The organism is Pseudomonas sp. NPDC077408 (assembly GCF_050269105.1).
GTDB lineage: Bacteria > Pseudomonadota > Gammaproteobacteria > Pseudomonadales > Pseudomonadaceae > Stutzerimonas.
Genome location: NZ_JBNNHS010000010.1, coordinates 132,725 through 149,094 on the forward strand (window position 1 = coordinate 132,725; position 16,370 = coordinate 149,094).

The following is a 16,370-nucleotide window of genomic DNA, read 5'->3' on the forward strand; positions in this document are numbered from 1 at the left end:
ATCCTCCATGATCCGCTTTGCCTGGCTCACCCTAGCTGCACTATCCGCCGCCTCCCTGCCCGCTCAGGCTGAGCAGCTGCTGCCGGGTCTATGGGAGTTCACCAGTGAAAAGCTGGTCGTCGACGGCATGGAAATGCCGGGCATGGCCGAAATGCTGGCGCAGATGAAAGAGCTGCCGCCCGAACAGCGCAAGATGATGGAGAGCATGCTCGCCGAACAAGGCGTTGAGCTGGGTTCCGGTGGCATTCGGCTCTGTCTGAGCGAAGCTCAGGTCGAATCACGCAAGCTGCCCTTCCAGGACGAGCCCGGCTGCACGCAGGAAGTGCTCGAGCATACCGACAGCCTGTGGCGATTCCGTTTCGAGTGCCCGGATGCGAAGGGCCAGGGCGAGACGAAGATCATCAGCAATCGGGAAGTGGCCAACATGATCGAGACGACGTACGCCGTGGGTGAACAGCAGGGCACCAGCCGGATGCAGTCGCGCGGCCAGTGGCTCGGCGAGGACTGCGGTACGCTGAAGCCTCAGAGTTAGCTAACGCGGACGTTTCACGTGGAACGCAACGCCCAGAGCTAGGTGGTTATTCAGTCACCCATTCGCCAGCGCTGTTCTGCTCGCAGGCGGGCTTCAGAAAACGCGCATCGCTGGCCACGCCGTAATAATGAATGTCCTGACGATACGGCATGTTGGATACCTGAGCGTTGCGGCAGATACCGAAGGACCCAGCTGGGCATTGCTCGACGAAGGTCACTTCAACCTTCTTGTCTTTGAGAGCAGGCTGGCAAAAACCGGTGCGGAACAGCGTTTCAGGAATGCTTTGATTCTGCTGGCAGACCTTCACTTCAACCCGATCATCCTGGCTGCGAACAATGCAGCCTTCTGCAAACGCCTCGGCGCAAAGCCCCACCATCATTAGCAGCACGTACAGCGAACGCATCACCGGTTCCTCCCGATAGGACGTCGCGACTCTAGCATGCAGGTCTGAAAACCGCTTTCCTCTGTTCAGCAGAATGCGCACCATAGCGCGATGCTCTCCCATATCCCGACACATCTCATCAGCGGCTCACTTGGTGCTGGCAAGACCAGCCTGATACGCGCCCTGCTGGCGCAGCGGCCTTCCAACGAGCGCTGGGCGATCCTGATCAACGAGTTCGGACAGATCGGGCTCGATGCAGCGCTGCTGAGCACCGACGACGCAGGCGTGAGCCTGACGGAAGTCGCCGGTGGATGCCTGTGCTGCGTGAACGGCGTGCCCTTCCAGGTGGGTCTGGGTCGACTCCTGCGCAAAGCAAAGCCAGACCGATTGTTCATCGAACCCTCTGGCCTGGGCCATCCTGCCGAGCTGCTCGATCAACTGGCAGGCCCACCGTGGCAACACGTGCTCGCCCTGCAGCCGTGCGTGGCGGTTATCGATGGGCCAGCGCTGCTGCGCGGAATCTCCCTGCCGGCGAGCCAGGAGCAATCGCTGCACCGTTGTGGCCTGCTGGTGGTGAACAAGAGTGAAGACCTGGGCGAGACAGAACGCGGGGCGCTTGAATCGCTGCTGCCGCCAATCCCGATCCGTTGGACGCAACACGGGCAGCTGCCGATTGCAGCGTTGCCAGGCATCGATCAGCGCGCCGGTGACACCGAAATACAACCCTCATTGCCCACTGCTGCGGTCACCCTTGGCAGGGTCTGGCGGGACCCGCGGCAACCGCTCTGCCAGAGCCAGGGAAATGCCGAAGGCTGGAGCATCGGCTGGCGTTGGCATCCCAGCCAGCGCTTCGATTTGGAGCGGGTAATAGCATGGCTGGAATCGCTGGACTGGCGCCGTGCCAAGCTGGTTATACAGGGTGCACAGGGCTGGCAATCACTTAACGCACTGGGTGGCCAAAGCCTGGTCTTCAGGCCCAGCGAATGGCGCAAGGATTCTCGCCTCGAACTGATCTTCGCAGAGCCTCAGAATGAAAAACGTCTAAATGACGCGATGATCGCCTGTCGTCTATGAGCTGTACGCCTACTCGCCGCGACGGCGCCATTCGTCCATCTGAATGATCTGTTCTGAGTCCTGACGTGCCGGAAACGGATGCGCCTCCATTTCGATGGGGCCCGGGCGTGCACCAAACATCACGATGCTGCCCTGATGGCGCTGCTCGCCCGTCACTGTGAACTCGAAACCGTAGACCCGCGCGAAGCGGCGATGACCGCGCACATCACGAATCAGCCCCAGGCGGCGAAAGGCTACGTTCCCATCGAGCAGTTCTACATCCATCTTTTTACAATGCTGCCGCACCGCGATGAGCGCCCGTTCGCGAATGCCATGGGAGTGCCACAGCCAGGCGCCAGCGGAGAGCAGCAGGAGAAAGACGAACAGGTTACCGAGGGTCATCATGCGTGCGGCAGCCAGCGGCCAGCGCACGGCCGAGGCGTGATGGCCGAGACGTCCATCAACTCTCCAGCCAAACGTCGCGCACCCAGTGCCAGACCGACTCCCAGCTTTCGTCCGTCATTTCATGCTCGCTGCCATTGAACAGCATGACCTCGCCTTCAAGATCGACTACATAGAAGTCCGGCCCGTCCTGGCAGATAGGTAGCAGGTCTCGCTCCACGCCTGCGTCCCAGGCGCTCGCGGCCACTTCGGGCAAATAGGTGTGCGATTGCGGATCGACGGCAGTTACCGGTTCCAGACGCCCATAAACCACATCGCTGACGGTGAGCAGATACTCGCGCAGACCAAAGGGTAAGTTGATTAGCAACTCCTCCTCGACCTCGACCAACCGGTCATCGTCCGGCAGCTCGAGCGGTACCGGTACCGGCTCGTTTAGCTCACGCAGCTGCTCGATCACTTCCTCCATGACGGTCCCCCTTCGACGGTCTTAAGAATGCGCCGTTTATACAAGCCCGCGCATTGGCTAGCCAGTACCAGTCGCGCTAAAGTATTTGCCGTTTGGAAAAAATGTCGCACTGGCAGGTTTCGCAGCTAATCATTAATCCGTCTTGCAGTCTCAGACCATAAGGTAGCAACCGCAATTGGTGCCTGCTCGTCGCCATTGCCCGTACCGGGGCGGACAGGAGAAATTGTGGCATCCATCGAAGACCAAGACATGCTCGCCAAGGCCATTGCCCAATGCGGCGATGAGCCCATCCATATCCCCGGCAGCATTCAGCCCCACGGCTTTCTGCTGGTGCTCAGCGAGCCAAAACTGACGATTACCCAGGCCAGCGAAAACGTTCGTGAATGGCTAGGCGTCGATGCGCAAATGCTGCTGGGTCAGCCTCTGACGGAACTCATTGGTGACTGCGGCTTTGCCGAAGGGCTCGCCAGTCTGATTGACGATGACCACAATCCCTTTCATCTGCGAGACATCAATTTCAACCTGCCTGGCCGAAGCAACCATCCGCCGCTGGCTCTTATGGCGCACCGTTACCACGGCAAGCTGATCGTCGAATTCGAATCAGCCGGCAGCCCAGGCGCGGCATACGACAAGCTATACCCGTTGATGCGCACTTTCGTCGTGCAGCTGCAGGAGGCGCAAGACCTTCAATACATCTGCCAACTGGCCGTTGATGAGGTCAAGCGCATCACCGGGTTCGGTCGGGTCAAAGCCTATCGGTTCGACGCCCAGGGCAACGGCCATGTGTTGGCAGAACAGGCTGACGAAGGTTATCCGCATTATCTGGGCCTGTGCTTTCCCGCCTCGGATATCCCTCCGCAGGCACGCCAACTCTACTGCAACAACCTGATCCGCGTGATCCAGGACGCCAATTACAAACCCTCTCCGGTGGTACCCACGCTCACCCCCGACGGAGAGCCGCTGGACCTGAGTTTCGCCTCGTTGCGCAGCGTGTCGCCGGTTCACCTGCAATACATGCGCAACATGGGCACGCTGGCTTCGATGTCGATCTCCATCGTCATTCAGGGGCGCCTGTGGGGTCTGATCTCCTGCCACGATGCCGGACCTCGCCAGGTCAACTACCAAACCCGAACGGCCTGCGAACTCCTTGGACGCATCATGTCGCTGCAAATCGAAGCCAAGGAAGCAGCAACCCTGGCGCAGCGCAAGCTCGAACTGCGACGGCAGATCGTCGAGATGCTCTCGTCAATGGCCGACCGCGACAGCGTTATTGAAGGTTTCAAGTGCCTGCCGAAGGTCGTACTGGATTTCGCCGGTGCGGTCGGTAGCGCCATCGTCTCGGGCGAACACTCCGAACCGGTGGGCGAAACGCCGCCGGCAGCCTTACTGGTGCGACTCACTCATTGGCTGTCACAGCAGCGCGACCAGCTGGTGTTCAGCACCGACTGCGTCAGCCGAGATGTACCGGCTATTCCTGAACTGGCCGAGCATTGCGCCGGTTTGCTGGCCATCTCTATCTCCCGCCTGCATCCGCATTATCTGATCTGGTTCCGGCGCGAACAGATCAAGACGGTCAATTGGGCCGGCCAGCCAGAGAAGCACATCGACAGTCAGGGCAGCCTGTCTCCGCGCCACAGCTTTGAAAGCTGGCAAGAGACGGTACGCGGCTATGCGTCGCCCTGGCAGCAAGTCGAACTGGAGGGCGCGCTGGAGCTGCGTACCGCGGTGCTCGGTATCGTCCTGCGCAAGGCAGAAGAGATGGCCCAGCTGGCGGGCGAGCTGCGCGAAAGTAACAAGGAACTGGAGTCTTTTTCATACAGCGTTTCGCACGATCTGCGGGCGCCGTTGCGGCATATCGCCGGCTACGCCGAGCTACTCGGAGAGCTTGAAGGCAGCAAGCTCAGCGAACGCGGCCTGCGCTTTCTGGACAATATCGGCGATGCGGCCCGATTTGCAGGAACCCTCGTCGACAACTTGCTGAGCTTTTCCCAGATGGGCCGCGCCGCGCTGCGCTTGTCCGATGTGAATCTTTCCGCGCTGGTTGAATCCATTCGTCAGGAAATGGCACCGGACTGCGACGGCCGTGAAATAGAATGGCAGGTTCATTCCTTGCCTATCGTGGTCGCCGACGCTGCTTTCATCCACATGGCGTTGCGCAACCTGATCTCGAACGCGATCAAGTACAGCCGCAAACGCGAGCGCGCGATCATCGAAATCGGCGCCGAAGAACGCGCTGAAGAGATCATCGTCTACGTTCGGGACAACGGCGTGGGCTTCAACATGCAATACGCCAACAAACTGTTCGGCGTCTTTCAGCGCCTGCATCGCATGGAAGAATTCGAAGGCACCGGGATTGGTCTGGCCAGCGTGCGCCGCATCATCGAACGCCATGATGGTCAGGTCTGGGCCAACGGCGAGGTTAACCAAGGCGCAACCTTCTTCTTTTCGCTCCCCAGACTTACCTACGCGTCACCCATTTAGTACGGGACTCTAAATGCTCAAACCGATTCTGCTGGTCGAGGACAATCCACACGATCTCGAGCTGACCTTGGTAGCGCTCGAGCGCAGCCAGTTGGCCAATGACGTGATTGTCATGCGTGATGGTGCCGAGGCGCTGGATTACCTGCACCGCCGCGGCGACCACGTGAGCCGCGCCGATGGCAACCCAGCCGTGCTCCTGCTGGACCTGAAGCTGCCAAAGATCGATGGCCTGGAGGTGCTGAAGACCGTACGCGACACGCCAGAATTGCGCAGCATTCCTGTTGTGATGCTCACCTCGTCCCGTGAAGAGCCCGATCTGGTCAGGGCTTATGAACTCGGAGTGAACGCTTACGTGGTCAAGCCGGTCGAATTCCGAGATTTCGTCGCCGCCATCTCCGATTTGGGGATTTTCTGGGCCGTGCTAAACGAGCCGCCACCCGGATCGCTGCGGTTGCAGCGCCAACTTCGGGATCGCAAGAGCAGTGAGGAGCCGAGCTAGAACGCTCATGCTTAACGCTCCAAAGCAGAACTCCCCTTCAAGTAGTGCGGTATCCGCGACAGGATGGTTATGCCGGCGACAACACCTATCTGCGTCCTGTTTGTTGAAGACAGCCCGCACGACGCTGAACTAGCGCTCGTCACGCTCGAAAGGAGCGGCTACACCGTCGATAGCGAAGTGGTTTTCGACCACGCAGGTGTTGTCGAAGCCTTGCAACGTCGCGCCTTTGATCTGATTCTTTCCGACTTCATCCTCCCCGGTTATTCCGGCAGCCTGGTATTGCAGGAAGCCAGGCAGCTCGCACCCGACACTCCCTTTATCTTTCTGTCCGGCGTATTCGGTGAAGAGCATGCTGTAAACATGATGCGCTCAGGTGCAGTCGACTATGTGCTCAAGCAGAACCTTGGGTTTCTGCCGAAGGCTGTCGAGCGAGCCCTCAGCGAAGTGCAGGAACGGCGAGGGCGTCTGCGCGCAGAAGAAGCGTTGCGTGAGGTCGAGGTGCGGGCCCGATTGGCGATCGACGCTGCCGGGCTCGGCATGTGGGATTACGAACCACAAAACGGCACGATGATCCTGGACCGGCGCTGTCGGAGCATGTTCGGCTTACCGGGCGAAGCGCCGGTGGACATCCAGGTATTCGAGTCGCTGTGCCACCCCGACGACTTGCAGCGTATGCGCGAGCATATCTGGGACGCCATCAGCACCGACGATGGCGACAAGGAGTACACCACCGACTATCGGATCATGCTTGAGTGCGGCCAGGTCCGCTGGTTCGAGACCCGCGGTCAGGCGTTCTTCGAAGATGGCCTGTGCAAGCGCTTCATTGGGGTGGTGATGGATGTCACCGAGCAGCGGCTGGCGACCGAAGCGCTCAAGCGCATGAACGAGACCTTGGGTGAGCGTGTGCAAGAGCGCACCCGGGAACGTGACCGCACCTGGGAGCTGTCCAGAGACCTGCTGGCCGTCATGCGGTTCGACACCACCGTGGTGGCGCTCAACCCCGCCTGGGAAGAAGCGCTTGGCTGGCCGCGTGAACAGCTGCTCAATACGCCGTTGTGGTCGCTGGTTCATACCGATGACCTCACAGCGACTCACGCAGAAACCGAACGGATTCGCAGCGGCAACGTCACCGACCGCTTCGTCAACCGCATGCAACATTGCGATGGCAGCTACCGCTGGCTGTCCTGGACTGCGGTACCGGAGGCGGGAATGATGTATGCCGCCGCGCGCGACATCACCAGCGAAATCGCAGCGGTGGACAAGCTCGCGGCGGCCAACCGGGAATTGACCGAACAGATCAAAGAGCGCGAGCGCATCGAAGCCACCCTGCAGCAGATGCAACGGCTCGAGGCGGTTGGCCAGCTCACGGCAGGCGTCGCACACGACTTCAACAATCTGCTGACGGTGATCCTTACCAGCGCCAGCTTCCTCAAGAATGATCTGGAACGAGGCGCTCCACTGGCCAAGTCGCTCAGCCGCCTGCAGTACATTCAGGAATCCGGCGAACGCGGCGCAACCCTGACCAGCCAGCTACTTGCGTTCGCACGCAGACAGCAACTCGCCCCCAAAGCTGTGGACCTGAACGACACTCTGGTCGGTCTCTTGAGTCTGTTGCACAGCACCCTGGGCGGTTCCGTGACCATCGAAACCGACACCCGTGCAGGGCTCTGGCACGCGCTGGTCGACCCTACACAAATCGAGATGATCATCCTCAATCTCGCCATCAACGCACGCGACGCCATGGGCTCCGGCGGCTGCCTCACACTGCATACCGACAACGCGGTGATCACAGCACCAGCGGAGCGGGCCGAAGAACCTGGGCCAGGCGAGTACGTCGTCCTCTCGGTGAAGGACACCGGTTCAGGCATGAGCGATGAGGTGCTGCAAAAAGCTTTCGAGCCTTTCTTCACTACCAAGGAAGTGGGTAAAGGTTCAGGGCTCGGTTTGGCGCAAGTGTTCGGTTTCGCCAAGCAATCCGGTGGCGGAGCGCGCATCGAGACTGAGCTGGGCGTCGGTACCACAGTGATGGTCTATCTGCCTCGAGTGACCGCACCGGAACGCAGCCTCGGCGTCCCGGACCATGAGCTGGGCACGCCCGTCGACGACGCCTCGCATAGAGTACTGCTGGTCGACGACGATCACGCCGTGCGCGAAGTAACCGCACAGATGCTAAGCAATCTGGGCTACGCAGTGGTTCAGGCCGACGGTGGTCGTATGGCCTTGGAGATGCTCGAACAGGGCGCGGCGGTGGATCTGCTGCTCGCAGATTTCGCCATGCCAGGCATGAACGGGGGTGAACTCGCCCGTGCAGTCTCGTCTCGCTATCCCAAGCTGCCCGTGGTGTTCATCACCGGGTACGCCGAGCTCGGCGAACTGGGTATGGGCAGCTCGACCATCATCCAGAAGCCCTTTCGTGAAGAACAATTGGTGCGAAAGCTGAGCATGGTTCTGAAAGAAAGCAGCTCGGCCTGATGGACAGCGTGCGAAATCGCCTACGCGCAGCCACCGCGCTTCAGCATGAACGCGTCGACGCTGCCTTTTCGGCCTATCAGCTGGATCAGACCGATGGCTACCGAGCCTTTCTACAGGCCCATGCGCTAGCGCTCATCCCGTTAGAGCTCACGCTGGAGCAGGCGGGCATCGAAACGATGCTCAATGACTGGTCCCAGCGCAGCAGGCGTCAGGCATTGCTTGCAGATCTGCAGGCGTTGGGTTGTACGGAACCCACATCAGCGCAGCCTGACACAGCACCCTCATCCGGTTGGTGCTGGGGCGCAGCGTACGTCGTTGAAGGGTCACGCCTGGGTGGACGTGTACTGGCGCGACGCGTAGCAGAAGCCAACCCCTCTGCCCCGCTACGCTATCTAAGTCACGGCAACGCAACGCCGTTTTGGCCGAGCTTTCTGCATGAGCTGGAACAGCAGGCAGCGGCCTGCGGTTGGTCAGAGGTGCTGGCCGGTGCGCATGCAACCTTCGAACGCTTCCTGAGCGCCGCCCGGTCGAACAGGTCTTAAAGCAGAAAAGCCCTTTCGGGCTTTTCTGCTTACAGATGTTGAGGACCTCAACCGCTATTCCACGGTTACCGATTTAGCCAGGTTGCGCGGCTGATCGACGTCAGTGCCCCGCAGGACTGCGACGTAGTAGGAAAGCAGCTGCAAGGGGATGGTATAGAGGATTGGCGCCAGCACGTCGTGGATATGCGGCATGCTGACGATAAAGGTGCCCTCGCCGTTTTCGATGCCCGCTTCGCGGTCCGCGAAAACAATCAGCTCTCCGCCGCGCGCGCGCACTTCCTGGAGGTTGGATTTAAGCTTTTCCAGCAACTCATTGTTCGGTGCCACCGTAACCACCGGCATATCGGCGTCGACCAGCGCCAAGGGGCCATGCTTGAGCTCACCGGCCGGATAGGCCTCGGCGTGAATGTAGGAAATCTCCTTGAGCTTCAGCGCGCCTTCCATGGCCACCGGATACTGCGCACCTCGGCCGAGGAACAAGGTGTGGTGCTTCTCGGCGAAGTGCTCGGAGATCTTTTCCACCGTGGTATCCATGGCCAGCGCCTCACCGAGACGCGTCGGCAGGCGGCGCAATTCGTCGATCAGCTCCGCCTCCAGAGCCGGCGCCAAGGTGCCGCGCACCTGACCGAGCGACAGGGTCAGCAGCAACAGGCCAACCAGCTGAGTGGTGAACGCCTTGGTCGAGGCCACGCCGATCTCCGGACCGGCCTGGGTCAACAGGGTCAGGTCGGACTCGCGGACCAGCGAGCTGATACCAACATTGCAGATGGCCAGACTGGCGAGGTAACGCCCTTCCCCTTCGGTACGTGATTTGGCGTTGCGCAACGCGGCGAGCGAATCAGCGGTTTCGCCGGACTGGGAAATGGTGACGAACAGGGTGTCGGGCTGCACCACAACCTTGCGGTAGCGAAATTCGCTGGCGACCTCGACCTGACACGGAATACCAGCCAGCTCTTCCAGCCAATAGCGAGCGACCATGCCGGCGTGATAGCTAGTACCACAGGCGACGATCTGCACGTTACGCACCTTGGCAAACAACTCCGCTGCCTGCGGGCCGAACGCCTGCACCAGCACCTGGTGATCACCGAGGCGGCCTTCGAGGGTGCGTTGCACCACCTTCGGTTGCTCATGGATCTCCTTGAGCATGAAGTGGCGGTATTCGCCCTTGTCTGCGGCTTCAGCGCCTTCGTGGTATTGCACGCTTTCGCGCTCGACCGGCTGACCGGCCAGGTCCCAGATCTTCACACTGTCGCGGCGGATCTCGGCAATGTCACCTTCTTCCAGGTACATGAAGCGGTCGGTTACCTGACGCAGCGCCAGCTGATCGGAGGCAAGGAAATTCTCACCCAACCCCAAGCCAATCACCAGCGGGCTGCCGCTGCGTGCGGCAACCAAGCGGTCCGGCTGCTTCGCGCTGACAACCGCCAGGCCATAAGCGCCATGCAACTCCTTGACCGCCGCCTTGAGCGCGACGGTCAGGTCGCCAACCTCGCCGAGCTTGAGGTGCAGCAGATGGACGATAACTTCGGTATCGGTATCAGAGACGAAGACATAACCCAGCCCTTTCAACTGCTGGCGCAGCGCCTCGTGGTTCTCGATGATGCCGTTATGCACAACGGCGAGATCATCACCGGAAAAATGCGGGTGGGCGTTGCGCTCGCAAGGGGCACCGTGAGTCGCCCAGCGGGTGTGCGCGATGCCTAGGCGACCGGTGAGCTGCTCTTCCTGTTGAGCCTGTTCCAACTCAGCGACCTTGCCCGAACGGCGCAGGCGATGCAGCTGGCTGCCGTCGTCCAGCACGGCAACGCCTGCACTGTCGTAGCCGCGGTATTCCAGGCGCTTGAGGCCTTCGAGCAGAATCGGGGTGATGTTGCGTTCAGCGACGGCGCCAACAATGCCACACATGGTCAGGTCTCCTGAGGGGGTTCGATGGCCGCGCAGATCAGCTTGATGCCGCGGGCCTGAATACTTGAACGCGCCTCGGTGCTGAGGCGTTCGTCCGTGATAAGGGTATGGATGTCACCCCAGGGCAACTCCAGATTGGGTATACGTCGGCCGATCTTGTCGGACTCGGCGAGCACGATGACTTCGCGCGCGACTTCGGCCATGACCCGTGACAGGCCGAGCAGCTCATTGAACGTGGTGGTGCCACGCTGCAGATCGATACCGTCTGCCCCGATGAACAACTGGTCAAAGTCGTAAGAGCGCAGCACCTGTTCTGCCACCTGCCCCTGGAACGACTCGGAATGCGGATCCCAGGTACCACCAGTCATCAGCAGTGTCGGCTCATGCTCCAGCTCACGCAACGCGTTGGCGACACTCAGGGAATTGGTCATGACTAACAGACCGTGCTTGTGGCCCAGCTGCGGGATCATCGCCGCGGTAGTGGTGCCACTGTCGATGATGATTCGCGCATGTTCGCGAATGCACCCGACAGCCGCTCGGGCGATGGCTTGCTTCCAGAGCGAGACTGGCTGCGCACTGTCGCCGATCAGTTCCTGCGGCAAGGGCACCGCACCGCCGTAGCGGCGCAGCAGCAAGCCGTTCTTCTCCAGCGCGGCGAGGTCTTTGCGAATGGTCACTTCGGAGGTTTCGAAACGCCTGGACAACTCATCGACGCTGACCTCGCCCTGCTCGTTGAGCAAGGCGAGTATGGCGTGACGTCGTTGCGGTGTGTTGCGTTTCGACATGGTTAAGTTTCGGTTCGAAAGATAATTTGGCGAATCAAAACCTAATCCAGCAGCTCAGTCAACTCCTAACGCCGAAGGCCGAAGGCCGACAAGTTGGTCGAGGTCGAGTCAGATTCCCTCGCCGCTGGCGAGGTCGTTTAGCGTCGCCGCAATAGCTTCGACCGGCGGGGTCACGCTGCGGGCTGGCGTCCACATAAGGCCAACCAACCAGCGCCGTACAGATCCCGATTAGCTTCGGCTTGGCCTGAAGCGGGTTTTCGCGCAGTTCGACGCATTGGACATGCGCTCGATGGCTTGCTCACGCTACGGCAGCAGGTGTCCGACGAAGCCCTGGACGTACCGATAGGCCTCGTTGACCGACGCTCCGTAGGCAGGGCCTAAGCCAGGCGGCAGTTCAGTAGCTTATTGCGCGGGATTGCTCAAGGACTGCGCTGCTCGAGGCGCTCACCTGTACGGCTGGACTGACGCGATTGGTTCAGCACCCCTATGATCGCAACAGCAATGGCCGGCCCGGGGAACGATCCCGTGAACAAGCTCCGCACGCTCCCGCCAGCGCATGCTCCAGTGATAGGCATCGAGCACTATTTCTGCTTTTTCTGCGGCCGTCGCCAGCCCGTGATCAATGCTTGCCGCGCTCGCCCGAGGGCCAGAGTTCCGGCCGGGACGTCGGCTGTAATCACCGAGCCTGCGCCGGTGGTTGCGCCATCGCCTAGGGTGACCGGGGCAACCAACGAGCTGTTGGAGCCAATGAATACATCCTTGCCCATCACCGTGCGAAACTTGTTCGCGCCGTCGTAATTGCAGGTAATGGTGCCAGCACCGATGTTGGTCCGCGCACCGATTTCCGCATCACCTAGATAAGCCAGGTGACCGGCCTTGGCGCCATCACCCAGGCTTGAGTTCTTCACCTCAACGAAGTTGCCAACGTGCGCTTTGGCGCCCAACACCGCGCCGGGACGCAAACGGGCAAACGGTCCGCAATCGGCGGCTTCGCCAAGCTCAGCGCCGTCCAGATGACTGTTGGCTTTGACCACCGAACCGCGGCGCAGCGTACTGTTGCGGATCACGCAGTTAGGGCCGATCTCTACGCCGTCCTCGATCACGACCTTGCCTTCGAGAATCACGTTCACATCAATCAGCACGTCACGTCCAACCGTGACCTCACCACGCAAGTCGAAGCGGGCCGGATCTCGTAGGGTGACACCCTGCGCCATCAAACGGCGCGCGGCGCGCTGCTGATAGTGCCGCTCAAGCTCAGCCAGCTGAATGCGATCGTTAGCGCCCTGGACTTCCATCGCATGCAACGGCTGTTCGGTAGCCACCACTAGGCCGTCTGCCACGGCCATGGCGATCACATCAGTCAGGTAGTACTCACCCTGGGCGTTGCTGTTTGAAAGTCTACCCAGCCAATCACCGAGCCGCTCACCCGGGACCGCGAGAATGCCAGTATTGCCTTCTGAGATGAGTTTCTGCTCAGCCGAGGCATCCTTGTGCTCGACGATTGCCTGAACCACACCTTGTGCGTCACGCACGATCCGTCCGTAGCCACTCGGGTCGGCTAGATCCACCGTGAGCAAAGCGAGCTGCTGCGGATTCACTTGCTGCAGGAGTCGTTCGAGCGTCGCCGCTTCGATCAGCGGTACATCACCATAAAGAATCAGCACACGCTCGGCCGACAATGCCGGAAGCGCCTGAGCCACGGCGTGTCCTGTACCCAATTGCTCGGCCTGCACAACGAAATTCAGATCATCTGCTACCAGCTGTTCACGAACCCGCTCGGCACCGTGGCCGATCACAACATGGATGGCCTTCGGCTTGAGTGCGCGAGCGGTGTCGATGACATGCCCGAGCATGGATTGACCGGCAACCGGGTGCAGAACTTTCGGCAGGGCAGAGCGCATGCGCGTGCCCTGACCAGCAGCGAGAATGACGATATCGAGAGACATGGCAGATCCTGAACAAACCTAGCCGCAGAGCGACGCGGGAGATTATTTCCAAACGGTAGAAAAAGAAAAAGGGTAGCCAAGGCTACCCTTTTACTCGTTCGCGATGAAGCCGTTACCGAATCAACCGCGACCGTACTTCTTGCGCATCGCCTCGATCGTCCGCAGCTGAGCTGCAGCCTCGGCGAGACGCGCAGCAGCGGAGCCGTAGTCAAACTCGGCACCCTTCTCGTGCAACGCTTTTTCAGCGGCTGTAACAGCAGCTTTCGCTGCCGCCTCGTCCAGATCCTTGGCGCGAGTCGCAGTATCGGCAAGCACCTTCACCATATTTGGCTGGACTTCAATGAAGCCGCCAGAAATGTAGAAGATATCTTCTTCGCCGCCCTGCTTGATCACACGCACCGGACCGGGCTTGAGATCAGTCAGCAAAGGAGCGTGGCCCGGCAGAATGCCCAAGTCACCCAGGTGACCATGGGCGATGACCATCTCTACCAGCCCCGAGAACAGCTCTTCTTCCGCGCTGACGATGTCACAGTGGACTGTCATAGCCATACTTATGCCTCGGTAATGAGCTCTGCTGGAAATCTTCGCCACCAGCAGAGCTTATTGGCGCCCGCAAACGGGCGCGCCAGTTACAGTTTCTTGGCTTTCTCGATGGCTTCGTCGATACCGCCAACCATGTAGAACGCCTGCTCCGGCAGGTGATCATAGTCACCGTTGAGGATGCCGGCGAAGCCACGGATGGTTTCTTTCAGCGAAACGTACTTGCCTGGCGAACCGGTGAAGACTTCAGCAACGAAGAACGGCTGGGACAGGAAGCGCTGGATCTTACGAGCCCGGGATACCAGCTGCTTGTCGGCTTCGGACAGTTCGTCCATACCCAGAATCGCGATGATGTCCTTAAGCTCCTTGTAGCGCTGCAGCACATACTGGACGCCGCGAGCGGTGTCGTAGTGCTCCTGGCCAATCACGTTGGCGTCCAGCTGGCGCGAGGTGGAGTCGAGAGGATCGACCGCCGGGTAGATACCCAGGGAAGCGATGTCACGCGACAGAACCACGGTAGCGTCCAAGTGGGCGAAGGTGGTCGCCGGGGACGGGTCAGTCAGGTCGTCCGCAGGTACGTAGACGGCTTGAACGGAGGTGATCGAACCGCTCTTGGTGGAGGTGATGCGCTCCTGCAGAACGCCCATTTCCTCGGCCAGCGTCGGCTGATAACCCACCGCAGACGGCATACGACCCAGCAGCGCGGACACTTCGGTACCGGCCAGGGTGTAACGGTAGATGTTGTCGACGAACAGCAGAACGTCCTTGCCTTCGTCGCGGAACTTCTCGGCCATGGTCAGGCCTGTCAGTGCCACGCGCAGACGGTTTCCTGGTGGCTCGTTCATCTGGCCGTAGACCAGTGCAACCTTGTCCAGAACGTTGGAGTCCTTCATCTCGTGATAGAAGTCGTTACCTTCACGAGTACGCTCACCCACACCGGCGAATACGGAATAACCGCTGTGCTCCATGGCGATGTTACGGATCAGTTCCATCATGTTTACGGTCTTGCCGACACCGGCACCACCGAACAGACCGACCTTACCGCCTTTAGCGAATGGGCAAACCAGATCGATAACCTTGATGCCGGTTTCCAGCAGCTCATTGCCGCCAGCCTGTTCGGCATAGCTCGGCGCCGCGCGATGGATGCCCCAGCGCTCTTCTTCGCCGATGGGACCGGCTTCGTCGATCGGGTTGCCGAGCACGTCCATGATCCGGCCCAGCGTGGCAGTGCCCACTGGTACAGAGATAGCAGCGCCAGTGTTGGTGACGTCCAGACCGCGCTTGAGGCCTTCGGTCGAACCCATGGCGATGGTACGGACAATGCCGTCGCCCAGCTGCTGCTGAACTTCCAGGGTGGTGTTGGCGCCAGTGACTTTCAGCGCGTCATATATGCTCGGTACCACATCGCGCGGAAATTCCACGTCGATAACGGCGCCGATGATTTGAACGATACGTCCGCTACTCATGTTTGGTTCCTCTGAATATTTGAACCGTTCTTAAACCGCGGCAGCGCCGCCGACGATTTCCGAAATTTCCTGGGTGATCGCAGCCTGACGGGCCTTGTTATAGACCAGTTGCAGGTCGCCGATCAGCTCACCGGCGTTGTCGGTTGCGTTCTTCATGGCGATCATCCGGGCAGCTTGTTCAGCGGCACCGTTTTCAACCACGGCCTGGTAGACCTGGGATTCGACGTAACGAACCAGCAGCGCATCCAGCAACAAGCGAGCGTCGGGTTCGTACAGATAGTCCCACTTACCTTTCGGCGCGATCTGATCGTCGCTCGCGGCCAACGGCAGCAGCTGGGCTACGGTCGGTTTCTGCGTCATGGTGTTGATGAACTTGTTCGACACCAGGTAGAGACGGTCCAGACGGCCTTGATCGAAAGCATCCAACATGACCTTGACGCTGCCGATCAGATCATTGATCGACGGCTCTTCACCAAGACCGTTAACTGCTGCGACCACGTTGCCGCCAAAGCTGCGGAAGAAGCTCGCACCTTTGTTACCGATCACGCATAGGTCGGCTTCAACCTTCTGGTCGTGCCATTCCTTCATACTCTTGATCAGCGCCTTGAACAGGTTGGTGTTCAAGCCGCCGCAAAGCCCACGATCAGACGACACGACGATGTAGCCGACACGCTTGACCGGGCGCTCAACCATGAACGGATGACGGTATTCAGGGTTGGTATTGGCCAGATGGCCAATAACCTGCTGAATCCGCTCCGCATAGGGACGGCTGGCAGCCATGCGCATCTGTGCCTTGCGCATCTTGCTGACGGCCACCTTTTCCATGGCGCTGGTGATCTTTTGCGTGCTTTTGATGCTCGCAATCTTGCTGCGAATCTCTTTTGCGCCTGCCATTTGAC

Annotated in this window: 15 protein-coding genes; 6 read left to right on the top strand and 9 right to left on the bottom strand. The window is 60.1% G+C overall.

Annotated elements, in window-relative coordinates:
- The first annotated feature begins 7 nt into the window (after nucleotides 1-7).
- Nucleotides 8-532 carry a DUF3617 domain-containing protein gene (locus ACQKEK_RS20065; RefSeq protein ID WP_499144183.1) on the top strand — a complete coding sequence of 175 codons (525 nt, stop codon included), beginning with the start codon at nucleotides 8-10 and terminating at the stop codon, nucleotides 530-532.
- Nucleotides 533-578: 46 nt separating this feature from the next.
- Here ACQKEK_RS20065 and ACQKEK_RS20070 read toward each other — a convergent pair whose 3' ends face one another.
- On the bottom strand, nucleotides 579-935 hold the full coding sequence (locus ACQKEK_RS20070) for a hypothetical protein (protein ID WP_046163291.1): 357 nt from the start codon (nucleotides 933-935) through the stop codon (nucleotides 579-581).
- 90 nt (nucleotides 936-1,025) lie between these two features.
- Between ACQKEK_RS20070 and ACQKEK_RS20075 the strand changes: the two genes are divergently transcribed.
- Nucleotides 1,026-1,988: a CobW family GTP-binding protein gene (locus ACQKEK_RS20075; RefSeq protein WP_499144184.1), complete on the top strand. Its 963-nt coding sequence runs from the start codon at nucleotides 1,026-1,028 to the stop codon at nucleotides 1,986-1,988.
- 9 nt (nucleotides 1,989-1,997) lie between these two features.
- On the opposite strand, the gene ACQKEK_RS20080 is transcribed toward ACQKEK_RS20075, so the two are convergent.
- Nucleotides 1,998-2,372: a DUF3301 domain-containing protein gene (locus ACQKEK_RS20080; protein ID WP_128119957.1), complete on the bottom strand. Its 375-nt coding sequence runs from the start codon at nucleotides 2,370-2,372 to the stop codon at nucleotides 1,998-2,000.
- Nucleotides 2,373-2,427: 55 nt separating this feature from the next.
- Nucleotides 2,428-2,835, bottom strand: coding sequence for an SMI1/KNR4 family protein (locus ACQKEK_RS20085; RefSeq protein WP_499144185.1), 408 nt, complete (start codon nucleotides 2,833-2,835; stop codon nucleotides 2,428-2,430).
- Nucleotides 2,836-3,060: 225 nt separating this feature from the next.
- Here ACQKEK_RS20085 and ACQKEK_RS20090 point away from each other — a divergent pair, with 225 nt between their 5' ends.
- The 4 genes from ACQKEK_RS20090 (at nucleotide 3,061) to ACQKEK_RS20105 (ending at nucleotide 8,829) form a co-directional block, all read left to right on the top strand.
- Nucleotides 3,061-5,316 (top strand): ATP-binding protein, encoded by a 2,256-nt coding sequence (locus ACQKEK_RS20090; protein ID WP_499144186.1) that lies wholly within the window; start codon nucleotides 3,061-3,063, stop codon nucleotides 5,314-5,316.
- Between the two features lie 13 nt (nucleotides 5,317-5,329).
- Nucleotides 5,330-5,815, top strand: coding sequence for a response regulator (locus tag ACQKEK_RS20095; RefSeq protein ID WP_499144187.1), 486 nt, complete (start codon nucleotides 5,330-5,332; stop codon nucleotides 5,813-5,815).
- A gap of 69 nt (nucleotides 5,816-5,884) precedes the next feature.
- The gene (locus tag ACQKEK_RS20100; RefSeq protein ID WP_499144188.1) at nucleotides 5,885-8,287 is read left to right on the top strand and encodes a response regulator; all 2,403 of its coding nucleotides are present in this window, start codon (nucleotides 5,885-5,887) and stop codon (nucleotides 8,285-8,287) included.
- On the top strand, nucleotides 8,287-8,829 hold the full coding sequence (locus tag ACQKEK_RS20105; RefSeq protein ID WP_499144189.1) for a biliverdin-producing heme oxygenase: 543 nt from the start codon (nucleotides 8,287-8,289) through the stop codon (nucleotides 8,827-8,829). Before ACQKEK_RS20100 ends, ACQKEK_RS20105 begins: the two co-directional genes overlap by 1 nt.
- 54 nt (nucleotides 8,830-8,883) lie before the next feature.
- Here the strand turns inward: ACQKEK_RS20105 and glmS are convergent, their stop codons facing one another.
- The 6 genes from glmS to atpG form a co-directional block, all read right to left on the bottom strand.
- The gene (gene glmS / locus ACQKEK_RS20110; RefSeq protein WP_499144190.1) at nucleotides 8,884-10,734 is read right to left on the bottom strand and encodes a glutamine--fructose-6-phosphate transaminase (isomerizing); all 1,851 of its coding nucleotides are present in this window, start codon (nucleotides 10,732-10,734) and stop codon (nucleotides 8,884-8,886) included.
- 2 nt (nucleotides 10,735-10,736) lie between these two features.
- Nucleotides 10,737-11,519 carry a DeoR/GlpR family DNA-binding transcription regulator gene (locus ACQKEK_RS20115; protein WP_499144191.1) on the bottom strand — a complete coding sequence of 261 codons (783 nt, stop codon included), beginning with the start codon at nucleotides 11,517-11,519 and terminating at the stop codon, nucleotides 10,737-10,739.
- A 581-nt stretch (nucleotides 11,520-12,100) separates the two neighbouring features.
- Nucleotides 12,101-13,465: a bifunctional UDP-N-acetylglucosamine diphosphorylase/glucosamine-1-phosphate N-acetyltransferase GlmU gene (gene glmU, locus ACQKEK_RS20120; protein WP_499144192.1), complete on the bottom strand. Its 1,365-nt coding sequence runs from the start codon at nucleotides 13,463-13,465 to the stop codon at nucleotides 12,101-12,103.
- Nucleotides 13,466-13,585: 120 nt separating this feature from the next.
- Entirely contained in the window at nucleotides 13,586-14,014 is a 429-nt protein-coding gene (locus ACQKEK_RS20125) for a F0F1 ATP synthase subunit epsilon (protein ID WP_046163281.1), read from the bottom strand.
- A gap of 80 nt (nucleotides 14,015-14,094) precedes the next feature.
- Nucleotides 14,095-15,471 carry a F0F1 ATP synthase subunit beta gene (atpD, locus tag ACQKEK_RS20130; RefSeq protein ID WP_046163280.1) on the bottom strand — a complete coding sequence of 459 codons (1,377 nt, stop codon included), beginning with the start codon at nucleotides 15,469-15,471 and terminating at the stop codon, nucleotides 14,095-14,097.
- A gap of 30 nt (nucleotides 15,472-15,501) precedes the next feature.
- Nucleotides 15,502-16,365, bottom strand: a complete 864-nt coding sequence (atpG, locus tag ACQKEK_RS20135; protein WP_499144193.1) for a F0F1 ATP synthase subunit gamma — start codon at nucleotides 16,363-16,365, stop codon at nucleotides 15,502-15,504.
- Nucleotides 16,366-16,370 lie beyond the last annotated feature (5 nt).